The 16693-nt window shown below is 40.4% G+C and carries 11 protein-coding genes and 1 rRNA gene (1 of these 12 only partly in view); 1 reads left to right on the forward strand and 11 read right to left on the reverse strand.

What is annotated here, in order from left to right:
- The 7 genes from M2919_RS04395 to M2919_RS04425 form a co-directional block, all read right to left on the reverse strand.
- A 16S ribosomal RNA gene (locus M2919_RS04395) occupies nucleotides 1–1377 on the reverse strand; it reaches 183 nt to the left of the window's first position.
- 479 nt (nucleotides 1378–1856) lie between these two features.
- The gene (locus M2919_RS04400; protein ID WP_023606534.1) at nucleotides 1857–2300 is read right to left on the reverse strand and encodes a Fur family transcriptional regulator; all 444 of its coding nucleotides are present in this window, start codon (nucleotides 2298–2300) and stop codon (nucleotides 1857–1859) included.
- Nucleotides 2301–2400: 100 nt separating this feature from the next.
- A complete protein-coding gene (locus M2919_RS04405; RefSeq protein ID WP_248849402.1) occupies nucleotides 2401–6738 on the reverse strand; it encodes a PolC-type DNA polymerase III in 4338 nt (1445 codons plus the stop codon).
- A 94-nt stretch (nucleotides 6739–6832) separates the two neighbouring features.
- Nucleotides 6833–8536 (reverse strand): proline--tRNA ligase, encoded by a 1704-nt coding sequence (locus tag M2919_RS04410; protein ID WP_126762676.1) that lies wholly within the window; start codon nucleotides 8534–8536, stop codon nucleotides 6833–6835.
- Nucleotides 8537–8565: 29 nt separating this feature from the next.
- Nucleotides 8566–9858, reverse strand: a complete 1293-nt coding sequence (gene rseP / locus M2919_RS04415) for an RIP metalloprotease RseP (RefSeq protein WP_248849403.1) — start codon at nucleotides 9856–9858, stop codon at nucleotides 8566–8568.
- A gap of 77 nt (nucleotides 9859–9935) precedes the next feature.
- Nucleotides 9936–10742: a phosphatidate cytidylyltransferase gene (locus M2919_RS04420; protein ID WP_248849404.1), complete on the reverse strand. Its 807-nt coding sequence runs from the start codon at nucleotides 10740–10742 to the stop codon at nucleotides 9936–9938.
- Nucleotides 10739–11554, reverse strand: coding sequence for an isoprenyl transferase (locus M2919_RS04425; protein WP_126762682.1), 816 nt, complete (start codon nucleotides 11552–11554; stop codon nucleotides 10739–10741). Before M2919_RS04425 ends, M2919_RS04420 begins: the two co-directional genes overlap by 4 nt.
- A 216-nt stretch (nucleotides 11555–11770) precedes the next feature.
- Here M2919_RS04425 and M2919_RS04430 point away from each other — a divergent pair, with 216 nt between their 5' ends.
- Nucleotides 11771–13351, forward strand: a complete 1581-nt coding sequence (locus M2919_RS04430; protein WP_248849405.1) for a ClC family H(+)/Cl(-) exchange transporter — start codon at nucleotides 11771–11773, stop codon at nucleotides 13349–13351.
- Nucleotides 13352–13373: 22 nt separating this feature from the next.
- On the opposite strand, the gene frr is transcribed toward M2919_RS04430, so the two are convergent.
- The 4 genes from frr to rpsB form a co-directional block, all read right to left on the reverse strand.
- A complete protein-coding gene (gene frr, locus M2919_RS04435) occupies nucleotides 13374–13931 on the reverse strand; it encodes a ribosome recycling factor (protein WP_023606541.1) in 558 nt (185 codons plus the stop codon).
- Nucleotides 13932–13933: 2 nt separating this feature from the next.
- Entirely contained in the window at nucleotides 13934–14656 is a 723-nt protein-coding gene (gene pyrH / locus M2919_RS04440; protein WP_023606542.1) for a UMP kinase, read from the reverse strand.
- A 134-nt stretch (nucleotides 14657–14790) separates the two neighbouring features.
- On the reverse strand, nucleotides 14791–15669 hold the full coding sequence (gene tsf / locus M2919_RS04445) for a translation elongation factor Ts (protein WP_126762686.1): 879 nt from the start codon (nucleotides 15667–15669) through the stop codon (nucleotides 14791–14793).
- 125 nt (nucleotides 15670–15794) lie between these two features.
- On the reverse strand, nucleotides 15795–16574 hold the full coding sequence (gene rpsB, locus M2919_RS04450) for a 30S ribosomal protein S2 (RefSeq protein ID WP_023606544.1): 780 nt from the start codon (nucleotides 16572–16574) through the stop codon (nucleotides 15795–15797).
- Nucleotides 16575–16693: the final 119 nt, after the last annotated feature.

The following is a 16693-nucleotide window of genomic DNA, read 5'->3' on the forward strand; positions in this document are numbered from 1 at the left end:
GATCCGCGATTACTAGCGATTCCGGCTTCATGCAGGCGAGTTGCAGCCTGCAATCCGAACTGAGAACAGCTTTAAGAGATTAGCTAAACCTCGCGGTCTCGCAACTCATTGTACTGTCCATTGTAGCACGTGTGTAGCCCAGGTCATAAGGGGCATGATGATTTGACGTCATCCCCACCTTCCTCCGGTTTGTCACCGGCAGTCTCGCTAGAGTGCCCAACTGAATGATGGCAACTAACAATAAGGGTTGCGCTCGTTGCGGGACTTAACCCAACATCTCACGACACGAGCTGACGACAACCATGCACCACCTGTCACTTTGTCCCCGAAGGGAAAGCTCTATCTCTAGAGTGGTCAAAGGATGTCAAGACCTGGTAAGGTTCTTCGCGTTGCTTCGAATTAAACCACATGCTCCACCGCTTGTGCGGGCCCCCGTCAATTCCTTTGAGTTTCAGCCTTGCGGCCGTACTCCCCAGGCGGAGTGCTTAATGCGTTTACTGCAGCACTGAAGGGCGGAAACCCTCCAACACTTAGCACTCATCGTTTACGGCGTGGACTACCAGGGTATCTAATCCTGTTTGCTCCCCACGCTTTCGAGCCTCAGCGTCAGTTACAGACCAGAGAGTCGCCTTCGCCACTGGTGTTCCTCCATATATCTACGCATTTCACCGCTACACATGGAATTCCACTCTCCTCTTCTGCACTCAAGTTCCCCAGTTTCCAATGACCTTCCCCGGTTGAGCCGGGGGCTTTCACATCAGACTTAAGGAACCGCCTGCGCTCGCTTTACGCCCAATAAATCCGGACAACGCTTGCCACCTACGTATTACCGCGGCTGCTGGCACGTAGTTAGCCGTGGCTTTCTGGTTAGATACCGTCAAGGTGAGAACAGTTACTCTCTCACTTGTTCTTCTCTAACAACAGAGTTTTACGATCCGAAAACCTTCTTCACTCACGCGGCGTTGCTCGGTCAGACTTTCGTCCATTGCCGAAGATTCCCTACTGCTGCCTCCCGTAGGAGTCTGGGCCGTGTCTCAGTCCCAGTGTGGCCGATCACCCTCTCAGGTCGGCTATGCATCATGGCCTTGGTGAGCCGTTACCCCACCAACTAGCTAATGCAGCGCGGGCCCATCCATCAGTGACACCCGAAAGCGTCTTTTATCTTTCTGTCAGGCGACAAAAAGAATTATGCGGTATTAGCACCTGTTTCCAAGTGTTATCCCCCTCTGATGGGCAGGTTGCCCACGTGTTACTCACCCGTCCGCCACTCCTCTTTCTCGGTGGGTGCAAGCACCCGGTGAAAAAGAAGCGTTCGACTTGCATGTATTAGGCACGCCGCCAGCGTTCGTCCTGAGCCAGGATCAAACTCTCATTAAAAGTATGATAACATCCGAAGATGTTTAGCTCATTTGTTGTTTGCTAGCGAATTGACTTCACTATCAGTTTTTATAAAAAACTGTAAAATTGTGTTTGTTTTTACACTTGTAAAAACGCCCTACACATTTGGTTCGTCTTACTTTGTTCAGTTTTCAAAGGTCTACTTCGTTGCCGTTTGTGACAACTTCTAAATAATATCACAGTTAGTTGACTGTGTCAACAACTTTTCGAAATTATTTTTTGCTTGTTTTTTTCGTTGTCGTTTGTGACAACTTCTAAATAATATCACGATTAGTTGAATCCGTCAACTATCTTTCGAAAAAATATTATTTATTTTTTTGCCGTCGCTTTTAAAAGCGACAACTTTTATATCATATCATCGCCTCATATAAATGTCAACATATTTTTAAAACATGTTTATCATTCGTTATCGGCATTAATTACTATAGCAACTTTAAATTTAAAAAGCAAGTCTTATTTTACATTAATTGGCTTTTTTTGGCCTGACATTCTGGACAGACACCATATAGCTCCATTCGGTGTTCGTGTATCTTAAAACCTGTTAGTTGCTCAGTCGCTACTTCGACGTCCTCTAACCCTGGATAGTAGGTATCGACAATTTTTCCACATTCTTCGCATATGGCATGATAATGCGGCTTGCTTGCAAAGTCAAAGCGACTAGATGCATCTCCATATGCCATTTCTTGGACAAATCCAATTTTTGTGAATAAGCGTAAGTTATTGTAGACTGTCGCAACACTCATATTAGGAAAGCGATCGACTAATGCTTGGTATATCTCATCAGCTGTTGGATGAGCATGACTTTCAATTAAATACTCTAAAATTGCATACCGTTGTGGTGTAATACGAATGTCATTATGTTTTAACTCTGCAACAGCTTCCATTACTTTATGATTTTCCATTGAAGTCTCTCCTCCTTTCATTCTTCTATATAATATACACCAATCTACTATTTTTTTCCAATAGCAAAACCAAAAAAATAAGCCTAGAAATTTTCTAGGCTTATAGCATATCGAATAAAGATAGTTGGTTTTCATCTGGAAGTCCTTTTAAAACTCCATTTTCATCCAGATATTCAATCACCGTCTTAGACACTTTTCCTCTCGTTGCTAAATCCTCTTTAGAGAGAAATTCTCGTTCTTCTCGTGCGGCCATTATTTGTTTCGCAACGTTATCTCCTAAACTCGGTACTGCTCGAAATGGTGCGATTAACGTATTTCCTTCTATAACAAAGTCATTAGCGTCTGATTTATACAAATCTACCATTTTAAATTCAAATCCACGTTCTAACATCTCATTGCACAACTCCAAAACAGTTAGGAGGTTTTTTTCTTTCGCAGAGGCGTCCATTCCTTTGTGAGTAATTTCTTTCATTTTTTCTTTCACAGCCTCTTTTCCGTTTGCCATGGCGACTAAATCAAAGTCGTTTGCACGAACGGAAAAATAAGCAGCATAGTAAAGAATTGGGAAGTGGACTTTAAAGTAAGCAACGCGCAACGCCATCAAAACATAAGCGGCAGCATGAGCTTTCGGGAACATATATTTAATTTTTAAACATGAATCGATATACCACTCTGGAATACCGACTTCTCGCATTTCTTTTTGCCATTCATCGGGTATACCTTTCCCTTTTCGGACGCTTTCCATAATTTTAAATGCCAACCCATCTTCCAAGCCGTTATGAATGAGGTACACCATGATATCATCACGACACCCGATAACTTCGGATAAAGTCGTTGTTCCTTGACGAATAAGCTCTTCAGCATTTCCTAACCAGACATCTGTTCCGTGTGATAGTCCAGATATTTGTAGCAATTCAGCAAAGGTTGTTGGATGCGTTTGCTCCAGCATTCCTCTAACAAACTTTGTTCCAAATTCTGGAATACCTAGCGAACCGGTTTTAGAGTTTATTTGATCTGGGGTCACACCTAATACTTCCGGTCCTGAAAAAATCTTCATTACTTCCGGGTCATCCGTTGGAATCGTGGTTGGATCAATACCTGATAAATCTTGCAACATACGAATCACTGTAGGATCATCATGACCGAGAATGTCTAGTTTTAAGACATTGTCATGAATCGAGTGGAAGTCAAAGTGGGTCGTTTTCCATTCCGAATCTTGATCATCTGCTGGATACTGTATCGGAGTAAAATCATAAACATCCATATAATCAGGTATAACAATTATCCCACCCGGATGTTGACCGGTGGTTCTTTTAACACCTGTCGACCCCTTAGCCAAACGATCAATTTCGGCACTACGGAGTGTTAAGTTATGGTCGCGTTCGTATCCTTTAGCAAAGCCGAAAGCTGTTTTATCCGCAACGGTTCCGATGGTTCCTGCTCGATAGACGTACTCTTCCCCAAATAGCACTTTTGTATAATCATGTGCCTGTGGTTGATACGTCCCGGAAAAGTTTAAATCAATATCCGGTACTTTATCTCCATGAAACCCTAAAAACGTTTCAAACGGAATATCATGACCATCTTTAAACAAACGTGCTCCACATTTTGGACAATCTTTTTCAGGTAAGTCAAACCCTGAACCGACTGAACCGTCTTCGAAAAATTCTGAGTACTGACATTTTGCACATCGGTAGTGCGGAGCTAGAGGGTTAACTTCGGTAATCCCCGTCATGGTTGCGACAAAACTTGAACCAACCGACCCACGTGATCCAACTAAGTAGCCATCTTGTAGACTTTTATGAACCAGTTTTTGAGAAATCAAATAGATAACGGAAAAGCCGTTTCCAATAATACTGTCTAGCTCTTTCTTTAGTCGTTTCTCGACTATCTCTGGTAAGTCTTCACCATATAAGCGGCGAGCTTCATTGTAACTCAGATCTGTAATTTCTTGTTCAGACCCTTCAATTTTGGGTGTATACAAATCGGTCTTGACAGGTGTGACTTCTTCAAATCGATTGGCAAGTTTTTGTGTTTCCGTCACTACTACTCGTTGAGCAACGTCTTCGCCTAAGAAAGAAAATGCCTCTAACATTTCGTCAGTCGTTCTAAATTGCACATCTGGTAATTTAAACCGATTTAACGGATTAGCACCGCCCATTGAATTAATCAGTACTTCCCGATAGATTTTATCTGTTTCATCTAAATAGTGAACATTCCCCGTCGCAATCACAGGTTTTCCTAATTCGTCCCCTATCTTAACTAAGTTCGTAAGGATTTCTTCTAAGTCGTGCTCACTTTTTATCATTTCTTGCTCCATTAATGGGGCATAGACAGGTTTGGGCATGATTTCAATATAATCATAAAACTTCGCACGTGATAAAGCCTCATCATAGCCTTTTTGCATCATCGCTTCAAAAATTTCACCATTACTACAAGCTGACCCTATCAATAGTCCTTCTCTTAATTGATTCAGTAATGAGCGGGGTATTCTAGGGACACGATAAAAATAATCGATATTCGAAGCGGAAATTAGTTTAAAGAGATTTTTTAAACCCGCTTGAGTCTGTGCCATAATCGTGGCATGAAATGGACGCGCACGCTTATAAGCATCCCCTTCTCCGACATGCTCGTTTAACTCCGAATGTTTTAAAATACCATGTTCATCTGCTGCTTTCTTCAAAAATATCCAGCATAAGTGACTGGTCGTTTCCGAGTCATAAATGGCACGGTGATGTTGTTCTAAATTAACACCGTACTTTTTCGCTAATGTATTCAAACGGTGACTTTTCCATGCGGGATGAAGAAAGCGTGACAGTTCTAGCGTATCAATCACTGGGTTAGGCGCTTCAGGTATTTCATACTTACCATAACTTGTATTTAAGAACCCCATATCAAAACTCGCATTATGCGCGACCAAAATCGCATCGCCACAAAACTCACGAAATTGTCGGAGTACTTCTTCTTCAGACTTAGAGCCTCGTACCATATCATCAGTAATCCCTGTCAAACTAATCGTTGTCTGAGATAAAGGATGTCCTGGGTCGATGAACTCTTCAAAAGTTTCGATGATGTTCCCTTTTTGCATTTTGACGCCGGCTAATTCAATAATCGTATCATAAACCGCCGATAAACCGGTTGTTTCGACGTCAAACACGACATATGTGGCGTCACTTAACAAACGGTCGTCAACATTGTATGCAATAGGAACGCCGTCATCAATAACATTCGCCTCGACGCCATATAAAATCTTCACACCGTGTTTTTGACCAGCGTGATGAGCGTCAGGAAAAGATTGCGCACCACTATGGTCAGTAATCGCAATTGCCGGCATGCCCCATTCCCCTGCTCTTGCGACTAAGTCACTGGCGCTGACAATTCCATCCATCGTACTCATATTCGTATGCGCGTGAAATTCAACCCGCTTTTGGTCGGCAGGTGCTGTATCTTTACGAACGGACTTTTTCACTTCTACCAAATCTTGCGCATTCATTACTAAATCACGCATGAAGGTGTCCTCTTGAATACTTCCGCGAACTTTTAGCCACATGCCTTTTTTCAACGCTGCAAATACTGCTTCATCTTTCTCGCCGTTAGAAAACTTTTTAACGATAAACGATGACGAATAATCTGTCATTTTTAAGATGAGAATCTGACGTCCAGAACGTAAGTCACGGACTTCAATATCAAAGACATAGCCTTCAAGCGTGACACGACGTTCTTCTTCTAAGATGGTCACCATTGGCGTAATCGGCTCTTCCATTTGAATCGGACGTCCCATTTGAATTGGGCCTTCTAAAACAGGCACAGCTTGCTTTTTCTCCTGTTTTTGTTGTTCGTGTTTTAATAGTGCTTCATTAGCTTTCGCCATAATTGCTTCTTGCTGTACTCGCTGACGTTCGGCAAATGCTTGGCGGTTTTCTTCTGCTTTTTCTTGATGTAAGACTGGCGTAATTGGCAACTTAGGAAAACCTAGTTGACGATACGCACGACTAACAGCCGGTAAATAATTGTCTGTTAAGTAATTTAATATCCCATCATTTTCAATCAACACACTCAACTGATTATTTTGATAATGGGGTAATTGTGATGAAAGTGTCCCATTTACAATTGCTTCATTACATTCACTTCTTTGTAAAGCCGTTTGCCAGTATGCACGAATCAGCGCTTCATCACACACTGGATTTTCGACATGTATCGTCCAATCGACGTGCGCAATTTCAGCAAAAGCTTTCGCTAACGCTTGCGTCATCGTTTCATATACGGCAAAAGGTAATAGCTGTTCAAATTGTAAATGAAAATGCCAACGTCGCTCATGCTTATAGACTTTCACTTTTTCAACTTTTCCTGATTGTAAAATCGGTTGCTCCTGCACATATGATGTGAGTCGTGCTTGTTCCATTAATTTTTCAAATAGCTCTTGAGCATTTAACGACAAGGTTGGTCCCTCCTACTTCTTTTCCATAAAAAGAGACAAGTAAGGCTGTATACTCGCATCACTTGTCTCCTCTTCTAACTTCCTTTAGCTAACACTACGCGTTCATTAAAATATTCAGCGTTTCAATTAATTCTTCTTTTCGTACTTCAACGGTCTCGCCTGTCGCACGAATTTTAACTTCAACGATACCTTCCGCTGCTTTTTTACCAATTGTCACACGTACTGGCAGACCAATCAAATCTGAATCGGCAAATTTCACCCCTGCACGTTCTTTGCGGTCGTCAATTAACACTTGATAACCAGCTTTTTTCATGGTGTCTTCAACTTCACTCGTTAATGCCGCTTGCGCTTCGTCATTTAAGTTGATTGGAACGAGATGTAAATCAAATGGCGCTAAGCCTTTTGGCCAGTTCATGCCATTCTCATCGGCATATTGCTCTACGATAGCAGACATTAAACGACTAACCCCGATACCGTAACATCCCATAATCACTGGAATCTCACGGCCATTTTTATCTAAAACATTAGCTCCCATACTTTCACTATAACGTGTTCCTAATTTGAAAATGTGACCAATCTCAATTCCTTTCGTGAATTTAATTACGCCTTCACCATCAGGAGATGGGTCGCCTTCTTGAACAAAGCGTAAATCTTCGAATGTTTCAACTTTAAAATCACGGTCTAAGTTAACATTGATATAGTGATAACCTGATTCATTCGCACCGCAAACACCGTTTTGAACATCTTGAATGTATAAATCAGCTAAAACTTTCACGTCTTCTGGAACAGATATAGGACCAATCGAACCAAAGTCTGCGCCAAAGTAACGTATAGCTTCTTCATTTTCAGCTGGTTCTAAAAAGTCTGCGCCTAAATAGTTTTTCAACTTGATATCGTTGACTTCATGATCACCACGTACTAAAACAAGCACCGGTTTTTCATCCGCCATAAAGAGCACAGATTTAATAATACGTTTTGGATCAACTTCTAGGAATTCAGCGACTTGTTCAATCGTCTCAACATTAGGTGTTGCTACTTTTTCAAGTTCTAAAACAGACTCACGTACTTGTGAAGGCTGATATAGAGAGGTTGCCATTTCTAAGTTCGCGGCATAGTCACTTTCACTTGAATAGCAAATGACATCTTCACCAATATCAGAAATCGCCATAAATTCTTTCGAATCGCTACCACCCATCGCACCACCGTCACCAATAATGGCGCGGAAATCTAAACCGCAACGTTCAAAGATGCGCGTATAAGCTTTTTCATAACCACGGTATCCTTCATCTAAACTCTCTTCAGAATCATGGAAAGAGTAAGCATCTTTCATAATGAAGTCGCGGCCACGTAACAAACCAGAGCGTGGACGTTTTTCATCGCGATATTTTGTTTGAATTTGATATAGTGATAGTGGTAGACGTTTATAAGACGTCACTTCTTGTTTAATCAAATCCGTAAAGGCTTCTTCATGAGTTGGCCCTAAGATATAATCACGACCATGACGATCATTAAACTTCATCAATAATGGTCCGTATGTTTCGTAACGCCCTGATTCTTTCCATAACTCAGCTGGCAACATAGACGGCATTAACATTTCCACCGCATCGATTTCTTCAAACTCTTCGCGTAAAATTGTTTTGATTTTCTCTAAAACACGTGTTGCTAAAGGCAAGTAACTATAAACACCTGCAGAAACTTGACGAATATACCCTGCGCGTAACAATAATTGGTGACTTAACACCTCTGCTTCATTTGGCACTTCTCTTAATGTTGGAATCAACATTTTTGACTGTTTCATATTCAATCTCCTCTATCCTTTGATTTCAATTATTTCGTAAAAAAGCGTAATATATCATTCCAAGTAACTAACACCATTAATAACATGAGTAACGCAAACCCAACAAACGTTACACGTGCTTCTAATTCCGGGTTTAACGGTTTGCGACGTATTCCTTCGATTAAGTTGAAAAGTATTTTCCCACCATCTAACATCGGAATCGGCAATAAGTTCATAATACCTAAGTTGACACTTAAAATAGCAGTAAAACGTAAAATTGTTAACAGGCTTTCATTGGCTACCTGAGAAGACGCTTGGAAAATCATCACAGGGCCTCCTAGTTTATTTAAACTAAAGTCGGACACTAAATCTTTTAATGCTCGAAAGATTAATAATGCACTAGCTGTCGTTTGATGAACGGCTTCTTTTAACTTTCCACCAATATTTAGCGGAACGAGTCGCGTTGCCGGCACGACTCCTAACATGACACGCTTAGTGCCATCTTCTTGTGTTACTTCTTTAGGCGTTAATGTTAATTGTTTTTCTGACTTTTGACGCTTGATAGTCATTTGAATTTCTTTATTTTCAGCTTTTTCAAGCTCTTTTGAAATATCGGTAAACTCACGAATCGGTTGATTATCAATCGACACGATTTCATCTCCAGCTTTCAAGCCTATCTCGTCAGCTAAACTTTCAGTTTGAATGCCACCAATTTTACCAGAATCTAACTCTGCTTCATAAATACCACCTTGCATATTCAACATAATAAAAAACAAAGCAAAGGTTAGAATGAAGTTAAATAATGGACCGGCGAAGTTCGTTAACAGACGTTGGTATAGCTTAGCCGATTGAAACTGAACATCTAGTGGTGCAATACGCACTTCCGTTCCATCTGCCTCGATAATCGTCGCATCATGTTCTACTTGATAGGTACGTTGTTCTCGACCACCTGCATAGTAAACATTCCCAACTATCATTAATTCATCTTCTAAATCAGCTTTCACTAACTCCATGGGCAATGCGTTAGGCAATTGCACTTTTTCACTCGTGTTAATTTTAACTACACGTTGCTGCTCATTAAGCACTAAGCCGATTGTTTGGCCAGCAGTTAAATCAGCCTCTTCTTCTCCCATCCCAGCCATGCGAACGTAACCGCCAACTGGTAAAAGACGTAACGTGTAGGTTGTTCCATCTTTTGCTTGATGAGCAAAGACTTTTGGCCCCATCCCGATAGAAAACTCTCTAACGAGAATGCCTGACCATTTGGCGAAAAGAAAGTGTCCCAACTCATGAATGGTCACGATTAAGCCAAATACTAAGATAAAAACAAGTAAAGCTTTCATGCACACGCTCCTGTTCTACTATTAATAAACTGTTTCTATTCTATCACAAGACGTTCAAACAAACCAAGATATGATTTTTAGATAATACCGAACAGCTTCATCAAAGGAAACACGAATAGTAAGCTATCAAATCGGTCTAAAATACCGCCGTGTCCAGGTAAAATCTTGCCAGAATCTTTAACACCATAGAAACGTTTTAACGCTGATTCAACTAAATCTCCCAACTGACCCGCTACTGATAAAACGACGGTCATCGGCAATAAAGCCCATACAGAATGCCCAAAATAAGTTTTGGCTGGGTAGATTAAAAAGACGATAAGTGACGCTGCTAACGCACAGAGGATGCCACCCAAAGATCCTTCTATTGTTTTATTAGGAGAGACATGCGGGGCTAATTTGTTTTTCCCAACTTTACGTCCAATCATATAGGCCCCGATATCCGTACTCCAAACGGTAGCTAAACCATATATTAGTACACTGAAATCTTGTCCCAGTCCACGTGCTAATAAAAAACTCTTGAAACCAATACCCACATAGAGTGTTGCTAAAACTGGAAAAGCCGCATCTTCAAATGTATACGTGTTTTTTGAAAAAACAGAGGCGCTTAGCAACACCATTACTGATAAGTAAAATAAATAAAAGTTATCTGCCGTGGCAGGTAAAAAGAAAAACCAGTCATCAATCGGTAACACTAAAAACAAGACACCTATAATTGAAATAACTCCTTCAAAACTATTAATTTTAAGTCCTCGCATACGAAACAGTTCGTATATCGCAACCGCTGCTAATAGTGCTACGGCAAATTGGAAAACAACTCCTCCGTACCAAATAATGGGAATAAAAACTAACAGGGCAATAACCGCTGTAATCACACGTTGTTTCATTCTATTTCCTCCTTTATTTCTTCCACTGATGGCGTAGAGAGACCACCAAAGCGGCGGTTGCGCTGTTGATAAGTAGCTAACGCTTCCTCTAAATGTTCTCCATCAAAATCAGGCCAATAAGCTGGCGAAAAATATAACTCGCTATAAGCAATTTGCCATAATAAAAAATTACTAATACGTTCTTCACCACTTGTACGAATTAGTAAATCAGGATCTTGCAATTCACTTCCTAAAGCTGCTGTCATCAATTGCTCAGAAAATTGTTCTTCTGTTACAGTTCCTTCTAAACGTCCTTCTTTTGCTTCGACAAGTAGGCGGTTAACTGCTTGTAAAATTTCAGACCTGCTTCCGTAATTTAACGCGAAATTTAAAATCATTCCCCGACAGTGAGCTGTTGCTTCAATAGCACGCTTAACTGCACCTTGAGTATGCGCAGGCAGCCCCATTACATCTCCCATTACTTGTACTTGGACATCTTCTGCTACCAATTCAGGTACAAATTCATCGAAAAAATCAACAGGCAACTGCATTAAGAAATTAACCTCGTCATCTGGTCGTTTCCAATTTTCTGTTGAAAAAGCGTACAACGTTAATGCCTTTATTCCTAACTGACTTGCTTTTTTCGTAATCTTCTTTACCGTGTTCATACCTTCTCGATGCCCTGCGACACGTGGCAAGCGTCGATTTTCAGCCCAACGACCGTTACCGTCCATGATAATCGCTAAATGTTTTGGCACAGGTCCATTGGCTTGAAAAGCCACAGTGGAATCTGTTTTAGTATATTTATTTTTTTGCGGGAATAGTCGAAACATAGTCTCCCATCCTTTCTATGAGTCTATCGTTATTATTGTAGCAAAATTACCCTTAAAAACCTATCAAAACTATAGAATACACTCTTTTTTTGCTGTTTCTTAACACTTTGTCTCTTGATTTCACATTTTTTTACAGAGTTTTTCAAAATCTTTTTGAAAGTTTTCGTTTTTATCTATATGATAGATAGAGAGGTTATTTTCAAAGGAGAGAATATTATGAAAGAAAAGGGAAAAAGTGAGTCCTTTTTAACGACTTACTTAGATCGACATCGTTTAACTTTTATTGGAAAAGGTGTGCTTGTTGGCTTACTTGCCGGACTGGTCGTCAGTCTGTTTCGCTTGGGGATACACGCTCTTACTCATCAAGTGATTCGTTTTTATCATTTTGCTACAGAACATCCGCTGTGGCTAATCCCCTGGCTTGGTTTATCGCTGATAGTCGCTATTTTTATCGGTAGACTCGTAAAACAAGAACCTTCGATTAAAGGAAGCGGCATCCCTCAAGTCGAAGGCCAAGTTGCCGGTGTCCTGACGATGAACTGGTGGTCAGTCTTATGGCGCAAAACGATTGCAGGCTTACTCAGCATTAGTTCTGGTCTGTTTCTTGGTCGCGAAGGTCCTTCTATTCAACTAGGAGCAGCTGTTGGAGATGGAGTGAATAGTTGGTTGAATGGCAATGCCACTTCGAAAAAAATATTGATTTCAAGTGGAGCTGGAGCAGGTTTAGCTGCGGCATTTAACGCTCCTTTAGCTGGACTCGTTTTTGTACTAGAAGAGATTCATCATCATTTTTCACCCATTGTTCTTTTATCTGCTTTTTCAGCTACTGTCTCAGCAAACTTTGTCTCACAAACATTTTTTGGCCTTTCACCTATTCTACATTTTGGTGCATTAGAAAAAATACCCTTACGTTTCTATCCTTGGCTAGTTGGATTAGGTATACTTTTAGGTGTCATAGGCTATATATACCAACTCGTTTTACTTGCCATGCCACGCTTTTACAAAAAATTAAGACATCTTCCAAGTCACTACTGGGGAGTTGTCCCTTTCATCTGCGTGATTCCTATTGGCTTTTTCTTTCCACACCTATTAGGAGGCGGAAGCCAAGTCATTAGTTTATTAGAAACGCAAAGTTATTCTTTTCAACTTTTACTCGGTATTTTTCTTCTACGTTTTATTTTTTCAATGATTTCTTACGGTTCCGGTTTACCCGGAGGTATTTTCTTACCTGTACTGTCTTTAGGCGCTATACTTGGCACACTGTATGTTGCAGCGTTACCAGAAACTTGGCTCCCCGCTGACTTTAAGATTAATTTTATTATTCTAGGTATGGCTGGCTTTTTTACAGCCGTAGGGAAAGCACCTCTGACCGCTATTATTTTAATTACAGAGATGACAGGTAATTTTCAACAATTAATGACGCTTTCTATTGTGGCTTTAGTCGCATACATCACTTTAGACTTACTAGGTGGCGAACCCATTTACGAAGCTCTTTTAGAACGACTCGATACCAAAGCTGTGCCATTAACAAAAGGCACTAAAGAGTTACTCGCTTTTCCCGTTCAAGTTGGAAGTTTTCTGGATGGTCGTCCATTAATGGACGCTACCTTACCGAGCGGATGCCTAGTCGCTAGCATCCGTCGAGGCGAAAGAGAACTCATCCCTTCAGGAGATACAATTGTGACATCTGGCGATATTTTGTATATTTTAAGCTATGATTTAGGTAATAAAGAAGTTCGTCAAATTATCGAGTCGCGCACGCTTGCGACTAATAAAAAAACGTTAGTTGTGGATTAAACCACATCTAACGTTTTTCTTTTTAAACTTCTAGTAATTCTTCTTCTTTTGCTGCCGTAATTTCATCGATACGTGCAGTACTTTTATCTGTAATATCTTGAACTTTTTTCTCTAACGTACGTAACTCATCTTCAGAGATTTCTTTATCTTTTTCTAACTTTTTCAATTCGTCAATCGCGTCACGACGGATATTACGAACTGCTACTTTCGCATTTTCAGCATATTTGCCGACTTCTTTTGCTAATTCTTTACGACGCTCTTCTGTTAATTGAGGAATAACCAAGCGAATCACGTTACCGTCATTTGCCGGACTAATGCCAACATCACTTGCTAAAATAGCTTTTTCAACATCTTCAAGTGAGTTTTTATCAAAAGGTGTAATCATCAATACGCGCGCTTCTGGAATAGAAATTTGAGCGAGTTGATTTAAAGGTGTTGGTGCACCGTAGTACATCACTTCTACACGGTCTAAAATACTTGCATTTGCACGACCCGCACGAATATAACCAAGTTCACGTTGTAAACTTTCTTCCGATTTTTTCATACGGTCAGCTGCTGCTGTTAATACTTCTTGTGCCATTCTTATTTCCCCCTTACAGTTGTTCCAATATTTTCTCCAAGACAAACGCGTTTAATATTGCCTCGTTCATTCAAGTTAAAGACGACTAATGGAATGTCATTATCCATACTTAATGAGCTTGCTGTTGAATCCATCACAGCTAACCCTTTTGAAATAACATCTAAGTGTGTTAATTCATCAAATTTTGTGGCTGTTTTTTCATGTTTTGGATCGGCAGAATAAACTCCATCCACATTGTTTTTAGCCATTAATATCACGTCTGCATTAATTTCAGCCGCTCGAAGTGCTGCTGTTGTATCTGTTGAGAAGTATGGGTTACCCGTTCCTCCTGCAAAAATAACGACACGTCCTTTTTCAAGGTGACGTACGGCACGACGACGAATATAAGGTTCAGCAATTTGACGCATTTCAATTGACGTTTGAACGCGCGTTGGTACGCCAACATTTTCTAATACATCTTGCAACGCAAGAGCATTCATCACTGTTGCTAACATTCCCATATAATCAGCTTGGGCACGTTCCATTCCCATCTCAGCTCCAACGTTACCACGCCAAATATTACCACCGCCAACAACAATTGCGACTTCGATACCTAAATCATGTACTTCTTTAATCTCTTCACAGATTTCTTCAATTGTTGGTGGTTGAATACCGAAACCAGCATCTCCTGCTAAAGCTTCACCACTTACTTTTAATACAACGCGTTGATATTTAGGATTAGACATCCACTTTCCCTCCATTTTCGTGCTCTCTTCAGTTTAACATATTCTATCTGTCAAAGCTTCTTAGACTATTTTGCCTAAAAAAAGGGAGCGCCCTTGTTACAACAAGGTGCGTCCCTTTCTATCATTGAGATAGCTTATTTCATTTGGCTCTTAACTTCGTCAGCAAAGTTTTCTTCGCGTTTTTCTAAACCTTCGCCCACTTCAAAGCGAACAAAGTTTTTAATTTCTGTATTTTTAGACGCAACGTATTTCGCTACAGTCATGTCTGGATCTTTAACAAATGGTTGGTCCACTAAACAGATTTCTGCTAAGAATTTATGCATACGACCTTCAACCATTTTTTCCACGATTTTTTCAGGTTTGCCTTCGTTTAATGCTTGCTCAGTTAAAACTGAACGCTCACGGTCTAATTCTTCTGCTGGTACTTCAGCACTTGTTAAGTAACGAGGGTTGATCGCTGCAACGTGCATAGCAACGTCTTTAGCAACATCTTCGTTATCGCCATCTACTACTGTGATTGCTACAATTGAACCACCTGCATGCACATAAGCACCAAATGATTGTTCATCTGTTTTTTCAACTAAATGGAAACGACGGAATGCAATTTTCTCACCAATAACAGTAGTTGCTTCCATGATTTCTTTTTCAACAGTTCCTTTATCTGTTTCAATTGCTAACGCTTCTTCCATGTTAGCAGGTTTGTTTTCTGCTACAAGTTTAGCAATTTTAACAACTAAATCTTTAAATTGATCATTTTTTGCAACGAAGTCTGTTTCTGAGTTGATTTCAACAGCTGCTGCAACATTTCCAGCTACATAGACGTTTGCTAAACCTTCTGCTGCAATACGGTCGCCTTTCTTAGCTGCTTTTGCCATACCTGTTTCACGTAAATGGTCAATCGCTTTTTCCATATCGCCATCTACTTCTACTAAAGCGCGTTTAGCGTCCATCATACCAACGCCTGTTTTGTCGCGTAACTCTTTAACCATTGCTGCTGTAATTTTTTGTGCCATTACTATTGCCTCCTATTTAATCTGTATTCTCTATTCTCTCTTTAAAAAAAGTCTCAAAGGGTAGAGCGGGCTACTTCTTTCGCCAACTGATACATAGCCTTTGAGACACATTTAATTTCGTTTAATTATTCAGCGTTGTCGCCTTCTACAACTTCTACGATTTCTTCTAAAGAATCAGCATCTGTTGCTTCTGCTGCAAATGTTTCTTCGACTACTTCATCTTCACCTTGACGGCCTTCGATGAATGCGTCTGCCATTTTACCAGCAATTAATTTTACCGCGCGAATCGCGTCATCGTTAGATGGGATAACTACATCGATCTCATCTGGATCACAGTTAGTATCAACCATCGCTACGATAGGAATATTAAGTTTACGTGCTTCTTGTACTGCAATACGCTCTTTACGAGGGTCTACAATAAAGATAACATCTGGAATTCTTGGCATATCAGCGATACCGCCTAAGAATTTTTCTAAACGTTCACGTTCTTTGTTTAAGCCCGCTACTTCTTTTTTAGGAAGAACTTCAAATACGCCTTCTTCTTCCATTTTTGTGATTTCTTTTAGACGTGCGATACGTTTTTGGATAGTATCCCAGTTAGTCAATGTTCCACCTAACCAACGATGGTTAACGTAGTATTGACCAGCACGTTCTGCTTCTTCTTTGATTGCTTCTTGTGCTTGTTTTTTTGTACCGACGAATAATGCCACGCCGTCGTTAGCTGCGATGTCTTTCATATAGTTGTAAGCATCGTCTACTAAGCGAACTGTTTTTTGTAAGTCGATGATATAAATACCGTTTCTTTCAGTGAAGATGTATTTTTTCATCTTAGGGTTCCAGCGACGTGTTTGGTGTCCAAAGTGTACACCTGATTCTAGCAATTGTTTCATTGAGATTACTGCCATGTTGTGTTTCCTCCATTTTGGTTTTATTTTCCTCTCTACAACTCTTCTTTCACAGAGAACTAACAAGGTGTTAGCACCACTCCGAAAATCATTGTAGATGTGGTATTAGCCCTGTATTT

This window comes from Vagococcus lutrae (assembly GCF_023299185.1).
Taxonomy (GTDB): Bacteria; Bacillota; Bacilli; order Lactobacillales; family Vagococcaceae; genus Vagococcus_A; species Vagococcus_A lutrae.